The organism is Jiangella muralis (assembly GCF_001270745.1).
Taxonomy (GTDB): Bacteria; Actinomycetota; Actinomycetes; order Jiangellales; family Jiangellaceae; genus Jiangella; species Jiangella muralis.
The window spans coordinates 167,317-188,110 of record NZ_LFXL01000025.1 but is presented as its reverse complement, the minus strand read 5'-3'; the positions used below and the strand labels follow the sequence as shown (position 1 = coordinate 188,110).

The 20,794-nt window shown below is 73.6% G+C and carries 19 protein-coding genes; 7 read left to right on the top strand and 12 right to left on the bottom strand.

Annotated elements, in window-relative coordinates; genetic code table 11:
- Window positions 1–34: 34 nt before the first annotated feature.
- The 3 genes from ACW62_RS34230 to ACW62_RS34225 form a co-directional block, all read right to left on the bottom strand.
- The gene (locus tag ACW62_RS34230; protein ID WP_053206083.1) at window positions 35–310 is read right to left on the bottom strand and encodes a hypothetical protein; all 276 of its coding nucleotides are present in this window, start codon (window positions 308–310) and stop codon (window positions 35–37) included.
- Complete coding sequence (locus tag ACW62_RS21075) at window positions 307–861, bottom strand: hypothetical protein (RefSeq protein WP_053206082.1); 555 nt, start codon at window positions 859–861, stop codon at window positions 307–309. Before ACW62_RS21075 ends, ACW62_RS34230 begins: the two co-directional genes overlap by 4 nt.
- A 289-nt stretch (window positions 862–1,150) precedes the next feature.
- The gene (locus tag ACW62_RS34225) at window positions 1,151–1,288 is read right to left on the bottom strand and encodes a hypothetical protein (RefSeq protein WP_157574889.1); all 138 of its coding nucleotides are present in this window, start codon (window positions 1,286–1,288) and stop codon (window positions 1,151–1,153) included.
- A 268-nt stretch (window positions 1,289–1,556) separates the two neighbouring features.
- On the opposite strand from ACW62_RS34225, the gene ACW62_RS21070 reads away from it, so the two are divergent.
- From ACW62_RS21070 to ACW62_RS21060, 3 genes are read left to right on the top strand one after another with little or no spacing between them, the layout of a single operon-like run.
- Window positions 1,557–2,417 carry a Nif3-like dinuclear metal center hexameric protein gene (locus tag ACW62_RS21070; protein WP_053206081.1) on the top strand — a complete coding sequence of 287 codons (861 nt, stop codon included), beginning with the start codon at window positions 1,557–1,559 and terminating at the stop codon, window positions 2,415–2,417.
- Window positions 2,418–2,430: 13 nt separating this feature from the next.
- The gene (locus ACW62_RS21065; protein ID WP_240477364.1) at window positions 2,431–3,150 is read left to right on the top strand and encodes a zinc ribbon domain-containing protein; all 720 of its coding nucleotides are present in this window, start codon (window positions 2,431–2,433) and stop codon (window positions 3,148–3,150) included.
- On the top strand, window positions 3,147–4,214 hold the full coding sequence (locus ACW62_RS21060; RefSeq protein ID WP_053206079.1) for a histidine phosphatase family protein: 1,068 nt from the start codon (window positions 3,147–3,149) through the stop codon (window positions 4,212–4,214). The genes ACW62_RS21065 and ACW62_RS21060 overlap by 4 nt, the downstream gene beginning before the upstream one ends.
- A gap of 4 nt (window positions 4,215–4,218) precedes the next feature.
- Here ACW62_RS21060 and ACW62_RS21055 read toward each other — a convergent pair whose 3' ends face one another.
- From ACW62_RS21055 to ACW62_RS21020, 8 genes are all read right to left on the bottom strand, one after another.
- Complete coding sequence (locus tag ACW62_RS21055; RefSeq protein WP_053206078.1) at window positions 4,219–5,349, bottom strand: helix-turn-helix domain-containing protein; 1,131 nt, start codon at window positions 5,347–5,349, stop codon at window positions 4,219–4,221.
- Window positions 5,346–6,092 (bottom strand): hypothetical protein, encoded by a 747-nt coding sequence (locus ACW62_RS21050; protein WP_053206077.1) that lies wholly within the window; start codon window positions 6,090–6,092, stop codon window positions 5,346–5,348. The genes ACW62_RS21055 and ACW62_RS21050 overlap by 4 nt, the downstream gene beginning before the upstream one ends.
- Before the next feature lie 665 nt (window positions 6,093–6,757).
- Window positions 6,758–8,026 carry a Gfo/Idh/MocA family protein gene (locus ACW62_RS21045; protein WP_053206076.1) on the bottom strand — a complete coding sequence of 423 codons (1,269 nt, stop codon included), beginning with the start codon at window positions 8,024–8,026 and terminating at the stop codon, window positions 6,758–6,760.
- 13 nt (window positions 8,027–8,039) lie between these two features.
- Complete coding sequence (locus ACW62_RS21040) at window positions 8,040–9,023, bottom strand: ABC transporter permease (RefSeq protein ID WP_053206075.1); 984 nt, start codon at window positions 9,021–9,023, stop codon at window positions 8,040–8,042.
- Complete coding sequence (locus ACW62_RS21035; protein ID WP_205629504.1) at window positions 9,020–9,979, bottom strand: ABC transporter permease; 960 nt, start codon at window positions 9,977–9,979, stop codon at window positions 9,020–9,022. The genes ACW62_RS21040 and ACW62_RS21035 overlap by 4 nt, the downstream gene beginning before the upstream one ends.
- Entirely contained in the window at window positions 9,976–11,517 is a 1,542-nt protein-coding gene (locus tag ACW62_RS21030; protein ID WP_053206074.1) for a sugar ABC transporter ATP-binding protein, read from the bottom strand. The genes ACW62_RS21035 and ACW62_RS21030 overlap by 4 nt, the downstream gene beginning before the upstream one ends.
- Window positions 11,514–12,590 (bottom strand): substrate-binding domain-containing protein, encoded by a 1,077-nt coding sequence (locus ACW62_RS21025; RefSeq protein WP_053206149.1) that lies wholly within the window; start codon window positions 12,588–12,590, stop codon window positions 11,514–11,516. Before ACW62_RS21025 ends, ACW62_RS21030 begins: the two co-directional genes overlap by 4 nt.
- Before the next feature lie 264 nt (window positions 12,591–12,854).
- On the bottom strand, window positions 12,855–14,060 hold the full coding sequence (locus ACW62_RS21020; RefSeq protein ID WP_053206073.1) for an ROK family transcriptional regulator: 1,206 nt from the start codon (window positions 14,058–14,060) through the stop codon (window positions 12,855–12,857).
- 82 nt (window positions 14,061–14,142) lie between these two features.
- On the opposite strand from ACW62_RS21020, the gene ACW62_RS21015 reads away from it, so the two are divergent.
- Both ACW62_RS21015 and ACW62_RS21010 read left to right on the top strand, forming a co-directional pair.
- Window positions 14,143–15,168, top strand: a complete 1,026-nt coding sequence (locus ACW62_RS21015; RefSeq protein ID WP_240477372.1) for an ROK family protein — start codon at window positions 14,143–14,145, stop codon at window positions 15,166–15,168.
- 157 nt (window positions 15,169–15,325) lie between these two features.
- Window positions 15,326–16,498: a polysaccharide deacetylase family protein gene (locus tag ACW62_RS21010; RefSeq protein ID WP_157574886.1), complete on the top strand. Its 1,173-nt coding sequence runs from the start codon at window positions 15,326–15,328 to the stop codon at window positions 16,496–16,498.
- Window positions 16,499–16,933: 435 nt separating this feature from the next.
- On the opposite strand, the gene yaaA is transcribed toward ACW62_RS21010, so the two are convergent.
- Complete coding sequence (yaaA, locus tag ACW62_RS21005) at window positions 16,934–17,740, bottom strand: peroxide stress protein YaaA (protein ID WP_053206070.1); 807 nt, start codon at window positions 17,738–17,740, stop codon at window positions 16,934–16,936.
- Between the two features lie 134 nt (window positions 17,741–17,874).
- Between yaaA and ACW62_RS21000 the strand changes: the two genes are divergently transcribed.
- Together ACW62_RS21000 and ACW62_RS20995 are read left to right on the top strand one after the other, a co-directional pair.
- On the top strand, window positions 17,875–19,836 hold the full coding sequence (locus ACW62_RS21000; RefSeq protein ID WP_053206069.1) for a M64 family metallopeptidase: 1,962 nt from the start codon (window positions 17,875–17,877) through the stop codon (window positions 19,834–19,836).
- A gap of 117 nt (window positions 19,837–19,953) precedes the next feature.
- Window positions 19,954–20,778, top strand: a complete 825-nt coding sequence (locus ACW62_RS20995; RefSeq protein WP_053206068.1) for a class I SAM-dependent methyltransferase — start codon at window positions 19,954–19,956, stop codon at window positions 20,776–20,778.
- Window positions 20,779–20,794: the final 16 nt, after the last annotated feature.

Genomic DNA, 20,794 nt, shown 5'->3' with positions numbered 1-20,794 from the left:
CCCGCGGACGGAGCGGCGGCCCGGACGCCGAGGCCTACCGGGTGGCGCGGGTGGCGGCCTCGATGAGGGCCTGCCCGACCGCCTCGGCCTCGTCGGGCTGCAGCGTGACCGTGGCCGGCGCGGACCAGCGGGTGGTGGCGGTCAGCTCGACGTGCAGGGGCCCGTCGTCGGTTTGGACGACGTTGATGCCGACGAGCCAGGTGCGGTGCCAGGCGATCAGGGACAGGACGTACTGGCGGTGGGTGCGGTGTTCGCCGGCTTCGTTGCACCATTTGAGGGCGCATTCCTGCGGGGGTGTGGTGGTGGTCATCGCGGGAGCTCGCTCTCGTGGGTGAAGAAGTGGCGGACGTGGTCGAGTTCGGCCTTGACGGTGCTGAGCTGGTCGAGGGCCTGCTGGTAGCCGGACAGGTGCTGCTCGGCGGTGTCGACGGCGCCGGCGGCGCGGTCGAGCAGCTGGTTGCCGGTCTCGGCGACGAGGATGCGGCCGGCGCGCCAGTCGAGCTTGCCGCGGAAGCCGAGCACGAGCCCGCCGAGGCGTTCGGTGAGGGCGTCGAGGCGTTGCATGATCTGCTCGTCGGACAGCCCGGGCAGGTAGCGTTCGCGGGCGTCGGCGAGCACCGCCGGGGTCCAGCCGGCCCGCTGCGCGGTGTCGGCGACCTCGCGCAGTTGCCGGGCGAGGTCACGGGCCTCGGACGGGGTGAGGGAGACGTCGGCGCGCTGGCCGGAGTCTTCGGGCTCGAGGTGGATGTCGATGGTCGGGCCCTCGGAGTCGCGCCAGGCGACGATCTCGCCGACCTCGTCGCTGATGAAGGCGGACCGCACGATGACGTCGCGACGGTCCGCGGCTGGTGTGGTGGCCACGGTTCCTCCCATGGAGTCGCTCGGAAGCTGACGGGGGCCGGGGGGAACCGTCGTGGCCATGCGGATGGGGACGGCGCCGCCCAGCAGCCGGACCCCGTTGGGCAGGGGTCGGCCTGAAGATGCGTGTTGGTCGCCGTGCCGTCCCACTCTGAGCGGCCGGTACGAGACTGTCCGGCCTGGATGCCGCGCCTCGTGCTCGATAGCCCTACCAGCCCTCTGGAGAGGGGTGGGGTGCTATGGGAATGATCTTAGGTGGTGGTGGGAGGGGGTTGTCAAACGGACGTTCGAGTCAGGTGGACAACGGGTCCAACGCGTCGGCGAGCGTCGTCAGCGTGGCGGCCAGTTCGCGCGCCTCGGCGGCCGTGAACCGTGGCGGCCGGCCGGGGTGGGTGCGGGCCAGCGCCACCACGACGCCCGCGTCGCCCACGCCAGCGGGGTCGTCGCGGCGGGCGCTCTCGAGCCAGGCGGCGCCCCCGCCCGGGAGCTCGTGGAGACCGCCGAGGCACGCGCCGCTGGGGTCGTGCTCGACGCACCAGTGGTGGCCGTCGGCAGGGTGTCGGGTGCTGATGGGACGAGCCTCCTCGTGCGTGCCGTGCCCCCTTGGGAGAGAGCGTCACATCGGGGTCGTGGCGACGTCAACCGGAGAACGGGTCCGCTTCGACGGCGCTCCCGCGGCGATCGGTAGGGTCGGGTCCGTGGTCCGTCTCGCCGCTGTCGTCGCCGCCCTCGAACGGCTGTATCCGCCGGAGCTCGCCGAGTCCTGGGACGCGGTCGGGCTGGTGTGCGGCGACCCCGACGCACAGGTGCGGCGCGTCTTGTTCGCCGTCGACCCCGTCGCCGCCGTCGTCGACGAGGCGCTGGAGTGGCGGGCCGACCTCGTCGTCACGCACCATCCGCTGTTCCTGCGCCCGGTGCACGGCGTGCCGGCCACGACGCCGAAGGGGCGGCTGGTGCACCGGCTGATCACCGGCGGCGTCGCCCTGCACACCGCGCACACCAACGCCGACCGCGCGGCCCCGGGCGTGAACGACGCCCTCGCGGCGGCGCTCGGCCTGCACGACACCCGCCCACTGGTGCCCGCCGACGACGGTGACCCCGTGCGGGGCCTGGGCCGGGTCGGCCGGATGCCCCGGCCGGAGCCGCTGGCCGCGTTCGTGCGACGGGTCGCCGCGGCGCTCCCGGCCACGGCGGCGGGGGTGCGCGCCATGGGCGACCCCGACGCCGTCGTCGCGACGGTCGCGGTGTGCGGCGGGGCGGGCGACTCCCTGCTCGGCGCCGTCCGCGCCACGGGGGTCGACGCGTACGTGACGGCGGACCTGCGCCACCACCCGTCGTCGGAGGCGGGGGAGGCCGGTGGTCCGGCCCTGGTCGACGTCGCGCACTGGGCCAGCGAGTGGCCGTGGCTGCCCGACGCCGCGGCGCTGCTGACGGCAGAGTTGTCGGGCGCAGGCGCTACGGTGGAGACTCGCGTCTCGACCACTCCGACCGATCCCTGGACACTGCATCGAATCGCCCGGGAATCCGGCGCCGACGAAGGAGCTCACGCTGAACGCTGACCCCGCCGTCCAGTTGCGACTGCTCGACGTCCAGGCGGTCGACCAGCGGCTCGACCAGCTGGCGCACCGCCGCAGGACGCTGCCCGAGGCCGCCGAGCTCGAGACCCTTGCCGCCGAGCACAGCCGGCTGCGCGACGCCGAGGTCGTCGCCGCCACCGCCGTCACCGACCTCGAGCGCGAGCAGAAGCGCGCCGACGCCGAGGTCGAGCAGGTCCGCTCGCGCAAGGACCGCGACCAGAAGCGGCTCGACGCCGGCCAGGTGTCGTCGGCGAAGGAGCTCGAGAGCCTGCAGAGCGAGATCGCCTCGCTCAACCGCCGCCAGGGCGTGCTCGAGGACGCCGAGATCGAGATCATGGAGCGGCTCGAGGTGGCGCAGAACGAGGCGGCCGCGCTGGCCGCCGAGCGCGAGAGCGTCGGTAAGAAGGCTCAGGAGGTCCAGGCCGCCCGCGACGCCGCGTGGGCGCAGCTCGACGCCGACGCCGCCGCCGGGCGGGACGAGCGTCAGAAGCTGGCCGCCGGCATCACCGACGACCTCCTGACGCTGTACGAGAAGATCCGCGCCGACCGCGGCGGCATCGGCGCGGCCGCGCTGCGCCAGCGTCGCTGCGAGGGCTGCATGATCCAGCTCGACGCCGCCGAGCTGGGCCGCATCCGCGGGCTCGCCCCCGACGTCGTGGTCCGGCACGAGGAGTGCCGGCGCATCCTGGTCCGCATGCCCGAGTCGGGGCTGTGACGCGGCAGCTCATCGTCGAGGCCGACGGCGGGTCGCGGGGCAACCCGGGGCCCGCCGCCTACGGCGCCGTCGTCCGCGACGCCGGCACCGGTGCGGTGCTGGTGGAGGTGGCCGAGACCATCGGCATCGCCACGAACAACGTCGCCGAGTACCGCGGGCTGCTGGCCGGCCTGCGCGCGGCCCACGGCATCGACCCCGACGCCGTGGTGGCCGCCCGGCTCGACTCCAAGCTCGTCGTCGAGCAGCTGTCCGGCCGCTGGCAGATCAAGAACGCCGACCTGCGGGCGCTGGCCGCCGAGGCCGGCGCCGTCTTCCCGCCCGGCCGGGTCACCTACACCTGGGTGCCGCGGGCCGAGAACGCGCACGCCGACCGCCTGGTGAACCTGGCCCTCGACGGCAAGCCGGTGGCAGGCTCCGCGCCCGCCGTCAAGCTGACCGCGTGGAGCCCCGACCTCGGGCCGCCCACCACCCTGTACGTCGTGCGGCACGGCCAGACGGCACTGACGGCGGCCCGCCGGTTCAGCGGCGGCGGCGTGCCCGGCCCCAGCCTCGACGACACCGGCCGCGAGCAGGCGGCCCGCGCGGCCGAGCTGCTCAGCGGCAGCGACGCCGTCGCCGTCGTCAGCTCGCCGATGGTGCGCACCCGCGAGACCGCCGACGTCATCGGCCGGCGGCTCGGCCTCGACCCGGTGGCCGACGGCGAGTGGCGCGAGGCCGACTTCGGTGAGTGGGAGGGCCTGACGCTGGCCGAGATCGGCGAACGGCACCCGGACGCGCTGGCGACGTGGTTCGGCGCGACGGCGGTGCCGCCGCCGGGCGGCGAGTCCCTCGACGACGTCACCCTGCGGGTCGGCGCCGCCCGCGACGCCCTACTGGCCGCCTACCCGGGCCGGCCGGTCGTCGTCGTCACGCACTCCATCCCGATGCGCACCGTCACCCGGCTGGCACTGGGCGCGCCGCCTGAGTCGCTGTTCCGGCTGCTGCCGTCGCCGGGCTCGGTCACCGAGCTGCAGTACTACGCCGACGGCAGCACCGCCATGCCGTCGTTCGGCCACCGCCCCTGAGCGCTCAGACGTCGGCGGGCAGCGTCACCCGGGGCCTGGTCTCGCTGCCGGCGGCGACGATCTCCTCGATCTGCCGCACCGGGAGCCGGCTGGCCGAGGCGAGGTCGCCGGCGGACGTACCGGCCCGGTCCAGCAGCTCCATCGCGGCGCCGAGCAGGTAGGGCGACTCGGGCGGGCCGAGCGGGCTGGGTTCCGGGTAGCCCAGGGCGGCGAGGTGCTGGTTCGCCCGGCGGTAGGCATGCTCGCTCCAGAGCCCGAGCCGGTGCGCCCGGTAGACGAGCGCCGCGAGGCTGATGCCCCAGGTCGTCTTGGCCTGGGCCAGCGCGTCCCAGTCGACCTTGCGGGGGAGGTCCGGTTCCAGCTCCTCCGACGGTGCGAGGAACTCGGAGGCGAAGGTGTCGGCCTGCCGTTCGACGATCTTCGATCCGGGGTCGACGTCCTGGTGCATGACGAGGTGCGCGAGCTCGTGTGCGGCGTCGAAGCGGCTCCGGGCGCGGTCGTCCTTGGCGGGCGACAGCAGGACGAGCGGCCGGTGGCCGGCCTCGGTGGAGAACGCGTCGACCCGGTGGTCGACCTCCCGCGGCAGCCGGAGGACGACGATGCCGTGCGCTTCGAGCAGCCGGACCATGTGCGGAATCGGTCCCGGGCCGACGCCCAGCCGCGTGCGGGTTTCGGCGGCCAGCCGGGGGAGGTGCCCGGGCTCGGGCTCGGCGTCGACCGGCTCGGCGAGCGGCGGGACCGCCGGCAGGTCGACGTACTGCTCGACGAGGTCGACCACGACGAGGGAGATCTCGGCGAACGCGAGGGCCTGCTCGCGGGAGATCGCCGGGGTGGCGCGCAGCGAGCGGAAGTGCGCCGCGCTGGCGGGGACGGGCTCGACGGAGCGGCCCTGCCGGAAGAAGTCCACCGGCATCCCCAGCGCGAGGGCGAGCTCGGCGACGACCGCGTTGGTGGGACGCGCCGTCCCGCGCTCGAACTGGGTGATGGCGGCCGCGCTCACGCTGGTCCGGTCCGCGAGCGCGCTGCGCAGCAGTCGCTGCAAACGGCGGGCGAGCGCAAGCCGCCGGCCGTCGAAGTCCACGACCGTGCCACTCGCCCGGCGCCGGCGTGCGCGCAGCGTGGGCTCGGAGGTCACGCCGTCCGACCCGCCCCGACCCCGGGCTTGAGCGTGATGGCCGGCACCGGCGTGGGCCGGTCCCCGAAGGCCGCCAGGTCGCCGGCCGTGAGCCGGTCGCCGCTGCCGGACTGCTCGGCCTCGGCCGCCTCGTCCCACCACAACTCCGTCACCGCGAGCCAGCGGTCGGCCGTCGTCGTCGGCAGGCCCAGCCAGCCCGCGGTGAGCCCCGACGGGAGGTCGGCGCCCCAGGCGAGGAACACGTCGCGGCAGCCCAGGACGGCCGTCGCCGCGTCCGGCTGGTCGACGTCGAACAGCGGCGCGATGAACGGGTCGCGGGGCGCGGGTCCGTAGGCCGCGCGGTTCCGCGCCGCCGCGGCCTGCCGCATCTCGCCTTCTCGCCAGTCGAAGTCGGCGACGAAGTCAGGGTGGCGGCCCGCGGTCGACCGCGCCTTGACCAGCCGGAGCTCCACGCCGCTCGTGTGCAGGACGGTGGTGCCGTACTCGCGGCCGGCGCGTGCTCCCGTCGCCCGCCACCGGGTGTCGTCGCGCACGTACGCGAAGACCCGATTCGCCAGGTTCCTGGTGGAGGTGACGCCGAGGGTGAAGGAGTCGTCGAAGAGCTCGTCCGGCTCGTACCGCGCCCGGTTGGCCCGCCACACGTCGACGATCGCCTCATGGACGAGCTCGACCAGGCCGCTGCGGCGCAGCTCGGCGCCGATCGACTCGAGACGGTGCGCCGCATGCGGGTCCCAGGTGGCCATGCGAAGAGTCAACCAGCGCCCGGCGGCTGCCCGCCGCAGGCGCGCCGATGCAGTGGGATCGCGCGCTGGCTGCGCGGAAATCAAGTGAGATCAAGATGTCGCTCGTCCGATTGATCGTGGCTACGCAGCCTGGGTGGCCGACCGTGCGCCGGGTTCCGTGCCGTTCGCCGTGGTCCGCAGGTTGGCCGTCCCCCTGGCGCCCATTCTCTTAAGCCGCGTGACCGCGCCTCAAGTCCGCCCAAGGGGGTCGCTTCGCGACGACAGGGCGTACTTGACCCGCGGTCCCGCGGCCAAGAACGGGCAGCTATCAGGGGGACGGGGGCAGTCTGGGTACACCTCGATGCCCGCGGCCGTCTTCGATGGCGAGAAACGTCCGAAACGCGCCTCGAACACGACTCCCGCCATCGAAGACGGCACCGGGAGTCGAGGACGACCCACTGCCGCACAACGAGCGGCGCCTCGCTGCGTGTGTCGGCGCCAGCTGCCGATGATCAGGTGACGTATCGCTCAGATTGGCCGCGGCTTTGTCACCTGATCGTTTTGTGTCCGCATCGTGGAGATGATCAGGTGACACAACGCGCGAATGCCGGGCGGTTCCGTCACCTGATCGTTTTCGTCAGTCGTCCTTGCTCGGCCTTGTGAGGCATCCAGCTGGACGGCGTTCGCTACGGCCGAGACGCGGGAGACACACCCGGCCTCCACGTTCCCTGCGCGACCTGTGGCACGAACTCGTCGAGGTCGGCGGGGAGGTGGACGGTCTGGCCGGTCTCGGCGGACAGGTAGGCGGCCATCATCAGCTCGCTGACCTCGACGCCGCGGGCGAGGTTCTCCCGCGGCTGTCGCCCGGCGAGGAAGTCGGCGGCCACCGCCCGGTTCTCCGTCGTGTAGCCGTAGGTGAGCGACTCGTCGGAGACGATGGGCAGCAGGCCCTGCTCGGCGCCCTGCTTCTCGACCAGGTCCTCGCCCTCGGGGGAGCTCAGCTCGCGGCTGAGGAACAGCTGCGCCTCGGTGCTGAGCGTGCTGGCCGTCATCGAGTACTCGGGCCCGAGCAGCTCGAACGTCAGCCGCAGGCCGGGCCCGACGTAGCTCCAGGAAGTGGTGGCCTCGACGATGGCGTCGTCGCCGTCGCCGTTGCGGAAGAGGATGGTGGCGTGGGCGTAGTCCTCGGCGGGGCGCCGGGTGTAGTCGACGGCGCCGCCGAAGCGGTCGGCCAGTTCGGCGGCGTGCCGCGGGCGCGACCACTTGAGCGAGGCGATCTGCGCGCTGACCGACACCGGCGTCAGCCACTCGGAGACGTCCGCGCCGGGCGGGGTGAGCAGGTAGCGGCCGGCCTCGATGGAGTGGCACATCATGTCGCTGAGCACGCCGCCGCCCTGCCGCGTGCCGTCCCAGAACCAGGCCGAGTGCGGGCCGCTGTGCTCCTCGGCGCAGCGGGCGAGGTACGGCGTCCCGGCGAGCGCGGCGCCGCGCGCCCACAGCAGCTCGTGGCCGCGGGTGACGGCGGGCGCGTACACCTGGTTCTCCAGGTAGGCGTGCAGCAGCCCGGCGCCCTCGACGAGCTCGTGGACGCGGCGCGCCTCGGCCAGCGTGCGGCCGAGCGGCTTCTCGACGGCAATGCCGACGAGGGACGCGCGGCCGGAACGGACCTCGTCGGCGATGGCCTCGACGACCTCCAGCCGGACGTGGTTGGGCGCGGTCACCCAGACGGCGTCGACCCGCGGGTCGCGGACCAGCTCACGCACGTCGGTGTAGGCGGTCGCATCGCCGACGCCCAGCTCGCGGCAGCGGGCGGCCAGCTCGCGGGCGCTCTCGCCGCCCGGGCTCTGGACGGCGACGACGTCGGCGTCGCGGACGCCGGTCCACGAGGTGACGTGGAAGTTCGCCATGAATCCGGCGCCGACGATGCCGACCCCGAGCCGTTGCCTGTTCTCCATCGTGAAAGGACCCCTAACTCCGAAGGCGTCGTTGCCGCCCGTAGAGCGACAGTAGGACGAGCAGGACGACGCCGTTGACGACGGTGCGCCAGGCGCCGCCGATGTCCAGCGTGGTGAGCAGACCCTGCAGGACGGTCAGCACGATCGCGCCGACGGCGGTGCCCGCGTACCCGCCGATGCCGCCGGCCAGCAGCGTCCCGCCGATGACGACGGCGGCGACGGACGGCAGCATGTACTGGTCGGCGAGGTCGAGGAAGACCGACTCGGTGTACCCGAGCAGCAGGATGCCGGCCAGGCCGGCGAACGTCGCCGACAGCACGTACGCCAGGATCAGCGTCCGGTTCACCCGCACCCCGGTCAGGGAGGCGGCGGTGCGGTTGGCGCCGACGGCGAACAGGTTCCAGCCGAACGTGGTGCGGCGCAGCAGCCACACGGCGAGCAGGCCGAGAAGTAGCCACAGGAACAGCAGGCCGGGCAGGTCGAAGATCACCCGCCCGTTGACGAGGGACGTCAGCGCCGGCGCCGCGCGGCCCTCGGCCTGGCCGCCGGTGTAGGCGAGGATCAGGCCCTGCACGACGCCGATCATGCCGAGCGTCATGACGAACGGCGGAATGCGCAGCAGCGTGACGCCCAGCCCGTTGACCAGCCCGATCGCGGCAGCGACCAGCAGCGACAGGGCCACGGCCGGGACGATGTTCGCGTCGTCGCCGGCCATCACCCGCGACCCGATGATCGCCGAGAACGTCGCCACCTTGCCGACGGAGAGGTCGACGCCGCCGCCACCGGCGATGATCACGATGGTCTGGCCGATCGCGATGACGCCGAGGAACGCCGCCACCCGCATGAGGTTGACCAGCTGGCCGTACCCGGCGAACCCGGGGGAGACCAGCTCACCGACGATCACCAGCGCGACGGCGACCGCGCCGGCCAGCGCGACCGGGCCCGGCCGCCAGGCCGCGAGCCGGCCGCGCGGGGTGTCCAGCAGCGGTGCGCTCATGCGGCCCTCCTCTTCTGCAGCGCGGGGATGCCGGCCAGGGCCAGCGCCAGGATGATCACGGCGCCGTTGACCAGCTGCCGGTAGTCGGTGGGCACGTCGGCGAAGAAGATGATGTTCGCGACGAGGGCCAGCACGATCGCGCCGATCACCGACCCACCCGCCCCGCCCCGGCCGCCCGCCAGCGCCGTCCCGCCGATCACCACGGCGGCCACCGACGCCAGCGTCAGTTCGTTGCCGACGAACGGATCGCCGGATCCGGTGTTGGCGAGGATCGCCAACGCCGACAGCGCCGCGAACAGCCCGCCGAGCACGTACGCCCAGACCCGCGTCCGCGCGACCGGCACCAGTGACGCGTACGCCGCGTCCGCGTCGCCGCCGACCGCGTACACGTGCCGCATGACCCGGTGCCGGCGCAGCACCAGCCACAGCAGCGCCAGCGCGACGATCAGCAGCAGCGCGACCGGCACGCCCAGCACGGAGTCGCGGTACGCGGTCGTGACCTCGAACGGCACCGACCCGCCCGGCGTCGGCAGCACGACCAGCGCCAGCCCGCTGTACACGAAGCTGGTGGCGAACGTCGCGACGATCGGCTGCAGCCGCAGCAGCGCCACGACCAGCCCGTTCAGCGCGCCGCAGGCCAGCCCGACGCCGAGTGCGGCGGCGACGGCCAGCGGGTAGCGATCCAGCGACCCGTCGACGATGCGGACGGCGACGACGCTGGCCAGCGTGACCTGCGCGCCGAGTGAGAGGTCGAGGCCGCCGCTGAGCACGACGATGGTCTGCCCGACGGCGATCGCGACCAGCGGCACGAATGTCGCGAAGTTCGAGGTCAGCGCGTAGCTGTCCCAGAAGTTCGGCTGCAGGGAGGCGTTGACGGCGACCGCGACGACCAGCATCGCGACCGTCGCCAGGCCGGACAGCTGGACGCCGCGCACCCGGTCGAGCACGCCCGTCACAGCTTCTCCCCGGGCGCGAGCCGCAGCGCGCTGGACACCAGCCGGCGCTCCGAGATGGCGTCGGCGCCCAGTTCCTCCGCGACGGCGCCCTCGAACAGCACGAGGACGCGGTCGCTGAGCTCGGTCAGCTCGCGGTTGTCGCTGGAGTTGAGGATGACGACGGCGCCGTCGGCGGCCAGGCCGCGGATGATGGCGTAGATCTCCTCCTTCGCCGCGACGTCGACGCCCTTGGTGGGGTCGTCGAGCAGGACGACGCGGGGCCGGTCCAGCAGCCACTTGCCGATGACGACCTTCTGCTGGTTGCCGCCGGAGAGCGTGGAGACGGGGTCGGCCAGCGAGCCGATCTTGATCCGCAGCCGCTCGACCATCGACGTCGCGGCGCGGCGCTCGGCGGCGGCCCGCAGCGCGAGCCGTCCGGTGGCACGCCGGCGCATGCTGGCCAGCGACAGGTTCTCCTGGATCGGCCGGACGGCGAACATGCCCTGGCGGCCGCGGTCGCCGGGCACCAGCGCGACGCCGGCCCGGGCGGCCTTCGCCGGCGAGCTTCGAGGTAGCGGCCGGCCGTCCAGCACCGCCTCGCCGGCGGTCACGCGCGCGCCGCCGAACAGCGCGAGCAGCAGCTCGGACTGGCCCTGGCCCTGCAGCCCGCCCAGGCCCAGCACCTCGCCGGAGCGGACGGTGAAACTGACGTCGCGCAGCCGGTCGGCGCTGAGCCCGCGCACCTCGAGCGTGGAGGTTCCAGGGGCCGCGACGGACGGCGTGGCCGGGGCGTCCGACGGCGTGCGCGGCGCCTGGTGCGGCGCGTCGCCGACCATCAGCCGGACCAGCTCGTCCTCGTCCGTCGCGGCCAGCTCGACGGTGCCCACGGTGCGGCCGTTGCGCAGGACGGTGGCGCGGTCGCACAGCGCGAACACCTCGTCCAGCCGGTGCGACGTGAACAGGACGAGGACGCCGTCGGCGCGCAGCTCGCGGACCACGTCGAACAGCACGTCGACCTGCTCCTTGTGCAGCGACGCGGTGGCCTCGTCCAGCACCAGGATCCGGGGCCGCCGGGCCAGCGCCTTGGCGACCTCGACGATCTGCTGCTCGCCCGGGCCCAGCGCGCCGGCCGGCCGGTCCAGTGGCAGCCGCCCGGCGAACGCGGCGGCGAACCGCTCCAGCGCGGCGCCGGCGCGGTCGCGAGCGGCCCGCTGGTCGAGGAACCCGAACCGGCGGGCCGGTTCCAGCCCGAGCACGATGTTCTGCGTCACGGTGAGGTCGCCGACGACGCTGAGCTGCTGGTACACGGCGGCGACGCCGAGCGCGTGCGCGTCGCGCGGGCCGCCGACGGACGCCTCGGCGCCGTCGATCCGGATCGTGCCCGCGTCCGGGACGACGGTGCCGGCCAGCGTCTTGTCCAGCGTGCTCTTGCCGGAGCCGTTCGGGCCGAGCAGGGCGTGCACCTCGCCGCGCACCGCCGTCAGCCCGGCCCCGTCGAGCGCCTGGACGCCGCCGTAGCGCTTGCGGACGCCGGACATCTCCAGCAGCGGGGGGCTCACTCGAAGAATTCCGCGGCCTCGTCGCGGGTCAGCGAGCCGTCCAGGCTGTACGCGTCGCTCTCGCCGCCGGCCTCGCCCCAGTACTGGTCGAAGGTGGTCTCGTCGACGGTGTAGGGGATCGGCACGGTGACGGTGTTGCCGTCGATGCTGCCGGAGGCGAACTCCTGCCCGTCGAGCACGTTGACGGCCATGTGCAGCGCGGAGACGGCGCCGCCGGGCGGGTTCACCACGCCGATGCTCTGGAAGCCGTTCGCGCGGGCGTCGTTCCACAGCCGCATGAAGCCGACCCGGGCCTCGCCGCTGATGGTGATCTGGCCGATCCGGCCGGCCGCGTCGACGGCGCGGAACACGCCCTCGGCCATGCCGTCCTGCGTCCAGACGCCGTCGACGTCGGGGTAGGTGGCCAGCAGGTTGGTCATGACCTGCTGCCCGGTGGCCTGGTCCCAGTTGCCGTCGGCGACGGTGAGCACGTTGACGCCGGCCGCCGTGAAGACCTCTTCGGCGGCGCCCCAGCGCATCTCGTTGGCCGGGTGCCCGGCGATGCCGTTGACCACGACGACGTTGCCGCCCTCGCCGACCTGCGCGGCCAGCCACTCGGCGGAGATGCGGGCCCACTCGGCCTGGTCGATGACGACGTTCGTGACGTCCTCGGACGTGACCGCCTGGTCGATCGCGAACACCTCGATGCCCTGGCCGGTCGCCTCGCGGAACACGGCGTCCAGCGCGGTCTCGGAGTTCGGGTTGACGATGATCGCGTCGACGCCGCGGTTGATGAGGTTGCGGATCTGCTGGATCTGGCCGTTGACGTCGGTGTCGGCGCTCTCGACGACCAGTTCGTCGACGATGCCCTCCTCCTCGTACTCGGCGAACGCCGCCTCCAGGCCGTCGACCATCTGCGTGCGCCACTCGCTGCCGACGAAGCCGTTGGAGAGCCCGATCGTGTATGGCTGGTCACCGCCGCCACCACCACCGTTGCCGCCGCCGTCGCCGTCGTCCGAGCTGCAGGCCGCCAGGAGCAGGACGACGGTGCCGGCCACGGCTCCCGCGCGCCACCCTCGACTCGGTCTCGGCATCAGGACCACACCCTTTCTCCCGCGACTTTTCATCCATGACGAGTGATAAGTGTCGCCCATCGTGCCGTACGTCGCCCTGCGCCGTCTACAGTTCCGGGTCACGCTTTCGGCACGAACGGTGGCCGCCCAACTCCCGGCCCCGTCCGCCGCCACCCAAGTTGATCTTGGAGATTTCGCGGGATCAATCGGTCATTCCGGGCGGCGACTGCCCAGTTACTCCAAGATCAACTTCGGCGGGGGCCGGGATCGGGGAGGGGTGCCGCGTCAGCGGGTGGCGGCGACGTAGGCCGAATTGCGGACGAGGCGGGCGGCCAGCTCGGCGGCGCCGACGATGACGGCGTCGTCGCCGAGCTCGGACGCGGCCAGGCGGGGGACGTGCGGGATGCGGCCGACGAGGCGGTCGCGCAGGCCGGGCGTGATGAGGTCGGCCGCGCCGCCCATCTCGCCGCCGACGATCACCAGCTCGGGGTCGAGGACGGTGCACAGGTTGGCGACCGCCAGCGCGACGTGGTCGAGCGTCTCCTCCAGCAGCGCCCGCGCCTCGACGCTGCCGCTCCTGACCAGGTCGAACACGTCGGCGGCGGTGAGCGGCCGGCCGTCCGGCGCCGCGATGCCGCGCTCGCGCGCCTGCCGCGTCAGCCCGGCCGAGCCGACCCGGCTCTCGAGGTCGCCGAAGCCGGGGAACAGCCGGGCCAGCGACGAGCGGTCCAGCAGCATGTAGCCGATCTCGCCGGCCGCCGCCCGGGAGCCGCGGTGCAGCCGCCCCCCGGTGACGATGCCGGTGCCGATGCCGGTGCCGAGCATGACGGCGACGAGGTCCTGCACGCCACGGCCGGCGCCGCGGTGGTGTTCGCCGACGGCCAGCACGTTCGCGTCGTTCTCGACGACGACGGGCAGGCCGGTGCGCTCGCTGAGCAGCGAGCCGACCGGCACTTCGCGCCAGTCCAGCGCGGGCGCCCAGGTCACGCGGCCGTCCGCGCCGGCGACCCCGGGGACGACGACCCCGATCGCCTGGCTGGGCTGGCCCCGTCCGTCGGCGGCGGCGCCCAGCTCGGCGACGACGGACAGCGCCTCCTCGAGCCGGATGGTGGCGCGGTCGGCGGCGTGCAGCACGTCGGGGACGACCGGCCGCCGCACCCGGTGGACGATGCCGCCGTCGAAGTCGACCAGCGCGCCCTCGGTGCGGGTGGCGCCGACGTGCAGCACCGACACCAGCTGCCCGCGCCCGCTGTAGCGCAGCAGGATCGACGGCCGACCGCCGGTCGACGGCTGGTGGCCGTCGGTGACGATCAGGCCGCGGCTCAGCAACTGCGCGGCCAGCCGGTTCACCGTCGCCGCACTGAGCCCGGTGCGGGCGCCGATCTGCTGCCGCGACAGCGGCCCGTGCTGACGCAGCGCGTCGAGGATCGCGGTCTGGTTCACCCGCGAGACGGTCTCGGCGTTGGCCGTCGAGGAGGTCCGACCGGACATGGCTGCTCCCCTGGAGTTTTCTATCAGGCTGATACTGTACCCATCCCCAGCCCACTCGAGACTGGAGACGCCGCCCGTGGTGATGCCCGGAACCGACCGTACCGGCCTGGCCGTCCCGCTGCGCCGAGCCCTCGCCGATGCCGGCTGGCTGCCGTCGGACGACGCCGTCCAGGCGCCCGCCGGCCCGGCTGCCGGGTCGGCCGCCGGCGACGACCGAGCGGTGCCGGTGGTGGGTGTCGACCTCGGCGGCACGAAGCTGCACGCCGTGCTCTACGATCCCGCCCGGCACCGGCTGCTGGACCGCGTCGAGCGCACCGACCCGCGCGGCGGAACGGCCGTGACCAGCCAGATCGCCCGCATCGTGGAGTCGCTGACGGCGGCCGCAGGCCTCGCCGGACGGCCGCCGCGGGTCGCCGTCGGCTGCCCGGGCGCGCCGGACCCGGTGACGGGCGCGGTCGGCCACGCGCCCAACATCCCCGGCTGGGACCGCATGGACGTGCCGGCCGACCTCGAGGCGCGGCTGGGGTCCCGGCCGCTGGTGCACAACGACGCCAACCTCGCCGCCTGGGGCGAGCACGCCTGGCTGCCCGGCCGCGGCGGCGACCTCGCGTTCGTCGCCGTCGGGACGGGGGTCGGGCTGGGCCTGGTGCTGGGCGGGCGCATCTACGCGGGCAGCCGCGGGCTGGCCGGAGAGGTGGCCGACCTGCCGTTCGGCTCGGACCCGTTCGAGCCGGCCAACCTCGTGCACGGACCACTGGAACAGCAGGTCAGCGGCGGTGGCGTCGAGCGGCGGTACCTGGAGCTGGCCGGCCGGCGGCGGCCCGCGCCGGAGGTGTTCGCGGCCGCGGCGGACGGTGATGGCGCGGCCGCGCAGGTGCTCGACGACCTCGGCCGGCTGCTCGCGCTGGCGCTGCGCGCGGTCCGGGCGATCGTCGACCCGGCGACGTTCGTGCTCGGCGGCGGCATCGGCTCGCGGCCGGAGACGCTGGCCGTCACCCGCCGCTGGCTCGCCGTCACCGAGGGGGAGTCGTTGCAGGTCAGAACCAGCGCGTTCGGCGACCGTGCCGCCGTCGCAGGTGCGCTGGCCGCCGCCGCCGTCTCCGTCTGAGCGCTCGGCGCGATGTTTTGCATCAGGTCGCGAAGAAAGTTCCCATAACTCCCTTCCGATGACGATCTGTCACGGGTACATTCACAAAGATCAGCGATCTGCTCGGCGTTTTGCTCGACGTGAGCGGGTTCTGCCCCCGACCCCCGAAGGAGTGGCCATGGCCAGGACGACGGCAGGACGATTCGCGACGGCGGGAGCACTGGCGGCGGTGACCGCCAGTGCGCTGATCGCGACGGCGGCAGCGGCCCCCGGCGCCGCCCCGTCGAACGCCCCACCAGCGGCGACGTCGACGGCATCGGGCGCCGGTGACGCGTGTCCGGGCGGGTGGTCGACCGAGACCACCGTCTGGTTCGGCCCGCCGCGCATCGACACCGGCGTCGCCAACCCGGGCCGTGACGACGGCTGCACGCTGCTGGACGTCATCTGGGCGGACGAGCCGTTCGCCACGCACGGCGAGTTCGTCCGCACCGTCGTGCGGGCGACCCGCGAGTTCCGCGACCTCGGCCTGCTCGGTCGGTGGGACGCGGCGGTCATCCTGGCGGCCGCGGCGCGCTCGTCCACCGGCGGCCCGCACGACGACTCCGTCCCGAACACCTGCACCGACCGCGTCGCGCTGACCTTCGACGACGGCCCGTCCTTCTACCGCGACCAGACGCTGGCGATCCTGCGCGAGAAGCAGGTCACCGCGACGTTCTTCGACGCCGGCATGCGCATCGACGCGAACCCGCAGCTGCCGGCGTTCGAGCGGGCCGAGGGGCACCTGGTGCTCAACCACACCTACGAGCACCCGAACCTCGATCAGGTCACGATCCCGCGGCTGCAGCAGGAGATGAGCGACACCGAGGCGGCGCTCGACCGCGCCGGCGTCGAGCGTCCGTTCGTCGGCATGCGCCCGCCGTTCCTCGCGGCGAACCCGCAGACCCGGGCCGAGCTCGAGCGGCTGGGCTTCACCGTCATCAGCGGTGACATCGCCGCGGACGACTGGCTGCCGTGGCTCCAGGCCGAGGACCTGCGGGCCGGCGTCGCGGCCGGGATCGCCGACGGGCGGCGCAACATCTTCCTGCACGACGGCCCGATCGACACCGTCGCGGGTGAGCACCTGATGGAGGCGCTGCCGCTGATGATCGACGACATCCGGGCGGCCGGGCTGTGCTTCGGCACGTTCGACAGCACCGGCGCGATCGTCGCCGACCGGTACGTGTCCAGCGGCGAGCCGATCCCGTCGATCGAGAACGCGGTGCCGTACCTGCCGCTGCTGTTCGGCGGCGGGCTGCCGCCGGAGCCGTACGAGATCATCACGCCGACGCCGCTCGGCGCCGCCGCGAACTAGATGAGTGAGTCCGATTGATCCTCAGTGGTCGTACGTGGGGTGAGGCCGCTGTCGCCGGGCGACAGCGGCCTCACTCGTCAACGGTGCGCGGCCAACCGCGGCCAAGAACGGGCAGCTATCAGGGGACGGGGGGAGTCTGGGCACGCCCCACTTCACCCGCGCCGGGTGCACCCCACCCGCGCCAGCACCGCATGGCCGCCGATGACGACGTTCATCCGGTGCTGCGGCGAGTGAGGTGCCCACGAGACGAGTGACGTCGATGACGGTCGCGGGAGTCGAGGACAACCGGTGCACCGGCGCGAACGGCGAACGGCGCACCCGGGCGGGTTCTGCCCGCACTTCCCCCGTCCCCCTGATAGCTGCGGCCAAGAAAATGGGCAGCAGGGGGACGGCCCACGTGGCCAACCGCCGCACGACGGCGAACCGCCCACCCGATCAATCGGACGAGGACGTCGGCACCTCGGTCACCACGACGTCGACGGTGGCCGGGCGGCCGGGACTGGGCGGCGGGGTCAGTTCCGCCGTCCAGCCCAGCCGCGTCAGCACCGTGACCAGCCGTTTCGGGGTCGCCACCCGAGCGCCGTCCTGCAGTAGCCGGCGGACGATGCGGCCCTTGGTGGCCTTGTTGTGGTGGCTGACGACGGTGCGGCGGCCGTCGTGCTCATGGAGGACCCGGACGACGACGGTGCGCGCGGCGAGGTCGGCGGGCGGGCGCCAGAACCCGGCGTACGTGCTGGAGCGCAGGTCGACGATCAGCTCGTCGCCGGCCGCGGCGGGCAGGCTCTTGCCCAGCGGGCGGCGCCAGAACGCAGCCAGCGGGCCGACGCCGGGGAGGCTCACGCCGCCGCCGAGCCGGTACGCCGGGATCACGTCCGACGGCCGCAGCAGCCCCCACAGCCCGCTGGTGATCAGCACCGACGCGTCCGCCCGCCGGGCCGTGCCGCGGCGCAGCGTGCGCAGGCCGAGCGCGTCGTACAGGACGCCCGAGTACACCTCGCGGGCCGGCGCGGCCGGTGCCTGCGGCAGGACGGCGTTGCGTTCGACGTCCGCGGCCTGCGTCGGGCCGAGCCCGAGCGCCGTCGCCGCGGCCTCCGGCGCCGTGCGGCACAGCCGGACCAGCGCGGCCAGCAGGTCGACGCGGTCGCCGGTCAGTTCCGGGAACGACAACGCGTCGAGGTCGACGGCGGTGGCGCTGTCGCCCGGCGCGGTCTTGCCCTCCGACGGCGGCAGCAGGATCAGCACTCCAGCAGCGTAACCGCCGAGTTCCGTCAGACGACGGACGACCGCGGCGCAACGTCCGTCATCTGCTCGGTGAGCTTTGGATCCAACCTGGCTAGCGTCCCTGCGGGGGATCGACGAGCGAGGGGTGAACGACGATGGTGAAACGGAAGATCGCGGCCGCGGTGGGAGCGGCCGGGCTGATGGGCGCGCTGCTGACCGGCGCGGTGCCGTCGGCCGCGGCGTCGGACGAGGCCGGGTTGGCGACGGTGGTGCCGTTGCAGGTGACGGGCGACCCGGCGGACCGTCTGAACCTCATCGTCCTGGGCGACGGCTACACCGCCGAGGAGATGCAGCAGTTCCGCGACGACGTCGACAAGCACCTGAACGTGCAGTGGAGCATCGAGCCGTTCCGCAGCTACCGCGACTACTTCAACGTGTACATGATCGAGATCGTGTCGGGGGAGTCCGGCATCAGCTGTGACCCCGACGACGGCAACGTCCGCCGTGACACGCCGCTGGAGCTGCAGTACGCCGGCACCTGCCCGGCCGGCGCGAACGCCCGCGGCGTCACGTTCGGCGCCGGCGGCCAGCAGGCGTTGGAGCAGTACGTCTCGATGATCCCGGGGGTCACCGCGCAGAACCGGCAGACCCTCACCATCGCCAACACCAGCACCTACGGCGGCATCGGCGGCCGCAACGCCACCACGACCGGGCAGGCGCCGCAGGGCCCGCTGGTCAGCCCGCACGAGCTGGGCCACTCGCTGGGCAACCTGCAGGACGAGTACCCGTACAGCACCCGCAACGTGCCCGGCGCCCCGTACACCGGCGGCGAGCCGTCGTCGATCCACCACACGATCCTCACCGAGCAGCAGCTGCTGGACCAGCAGGTCAAGTGGTACCGCTGGCTGGGCGAGGAGTCCCTGTCCGGCGGCGTCATCGGCCGGTACGAGAGCGGCCAGACGCGCGCCTCGGGCATCTGGCGGCCCAGCGAGCACTCGATCATGCGCTGGATCGGCTACCACTTCGACCAGATCGGCCGCGAGCGGATGATCGAGAAGATCTCCGGCCGCCGCGACGACGTCGAGATGACCGTCGAGTCGACCCCGACCGACCAGCCCGTGTCGCCGGGTGACGTGCTCTGGGTCGAGACGATGCACCCGCTGTACCACGAGCTCACCGTCAGCTGGGCGGTGAACGGCCAGGTCGTCGCGGGGACGAACAACAGCCGCAACTTCGATCTCGACGCCCACGGCGTGCGGATCGGCGACACCGTGAAGGTCACCGTCTCCGACGACACCGCGGACGTCCGGGATCCGGCCGTCGCCGACGGCGGCGCGCTCACCCAGACCCGCGAGTGGACCATCGTCGAGGAGCCGCCCGCCCCGGCCGACGTCGAGTTCACCTCCTCGACCGCCACCACCCACCCCGTCGGCGGCCAGGACGTCGTCTACGTCGAGACCACCCACCCGGCCGACCGCATCCTCGACGTCACCTGGCGCCTGAACGGCAGCGTGCTGCCGAACCCGGACAACGCGCGCAACCTGGACCTCGGCGCGCTGAACCTGCCGGCCCGGTCGCACCAGCTGACCGCGACGGTGTCCGACCCCGAGGTGCCCCCGGCCCCGACCCAGACGTTGACCTGGACCGTCGACAACGTCGCACCCGAGGTCACCGTCGACCTGTCCGACCCGGTCTCCGTCGTGCCCGGCACCCGGGTCCGCCCGCCGCATTACGTGTTCCGCGAGTGGTTCGAGATGGGCCTCGCCGCCACCGACGACCAGGACGGCTACGTCGTCATCGAGTTCCAGCTCGACGGCGACGGCTGGTTCAACTACCACGGCTGGCCGGACGCGCCCGAGGGCACGCCGTACCGGTTCACCCCGGCCGGCACCGTGATCAAGGAGATCGCGTACGGCAACCTCGGCAGCGGCGGCGTGACCAAAGCGCCGTTCGAGCAGTCCTACCCGGACTTCGAGCCCGGGTACGGCCGCCACGAGATCCAGTACCGGGCCATCGACTCGGCCGGCAACATCAGCGCGCCGAAGACCTTCACCGTGACGGTCACCGACACGAACGGCGCGGTGGCGCTGCCGCCGGGCGCGATCGTGCCGGACTGAGGTCCGGCCGGGACGGACCCGGGCGGGCGCCCCTGACGTGCGGGGCGCCCGCCCGTTTCACCGTCCATCGTGCGAACCGGGCTGACAGCGACGGCCGGAGGTTCTTACGGTGGCGGCATGGCGACGTACACGCACGGCCACCACAAGAGCGTCCTGCGCTCGCACACCTGGCGCACGGTCGCGAACTCCGCGGCGTACCTCCGCGACCACCTGCGGCCCGGGCTGGACGTGCTGGACGTGGGCTGCGGGCCGGGGACGATCACGGTGGAGCTGGCTGGGCTGGTGGCGCCCGGCCGGGTGGTCGGGGTGGACGCGTCGGACGAGGTCATCGCGCGGGCGGCGGCCCAGGACGGCGCCGCCGCGGTCGAGTTCCGCACCGCCGACGCCGCCGCGCTGCCGTTCGGCGACGCGAGCTTCGACGTCGTCCACGCGCACCAGCTGCTGCAGCACGTGGCCGACCCGGTCGCCGTCCTGCGCCAGCTGGCCCGCACGGCGCGGCCCGGCGGCGTCGTGGCGGCGCGCGACTCCGACTACGCCGGCATGTTCTGGTACCCGCGGCTGCCCGGGCTGTCCGAGTGGCTGGAGCTGTACCGCACGCTGGCGCTCGGCAACGGCGGCGAGCCGGACGCGGGACGGCGGCTGCTCGCGTGGGCGCACGGGGCCGGGCTGCGCGACGTCACGGCGACGGCGAGCGTCTGGTGCTTCAGCACGCCGGAGGATCGCGCGTGGTGGGGCGGCCTGTGGGCGGACCGCGTCACGTCGTCGGCGTTCGCGGACCAGGCCGTCGGCCGCGGCCTGGCGACCACGTCCGACCTGGAGCGGCTGGCGGCCGCGTGGCGGGAGTGGGCCGGTCACGACGACGGCTGGTTCGTCGTTCCGCACGGTGAAATCCTGGCCCGGGTCACCGGGTTCGAGTTCGTGCCATCGGCCTCACACCACTAGGCTTTCCCGGTGCTCA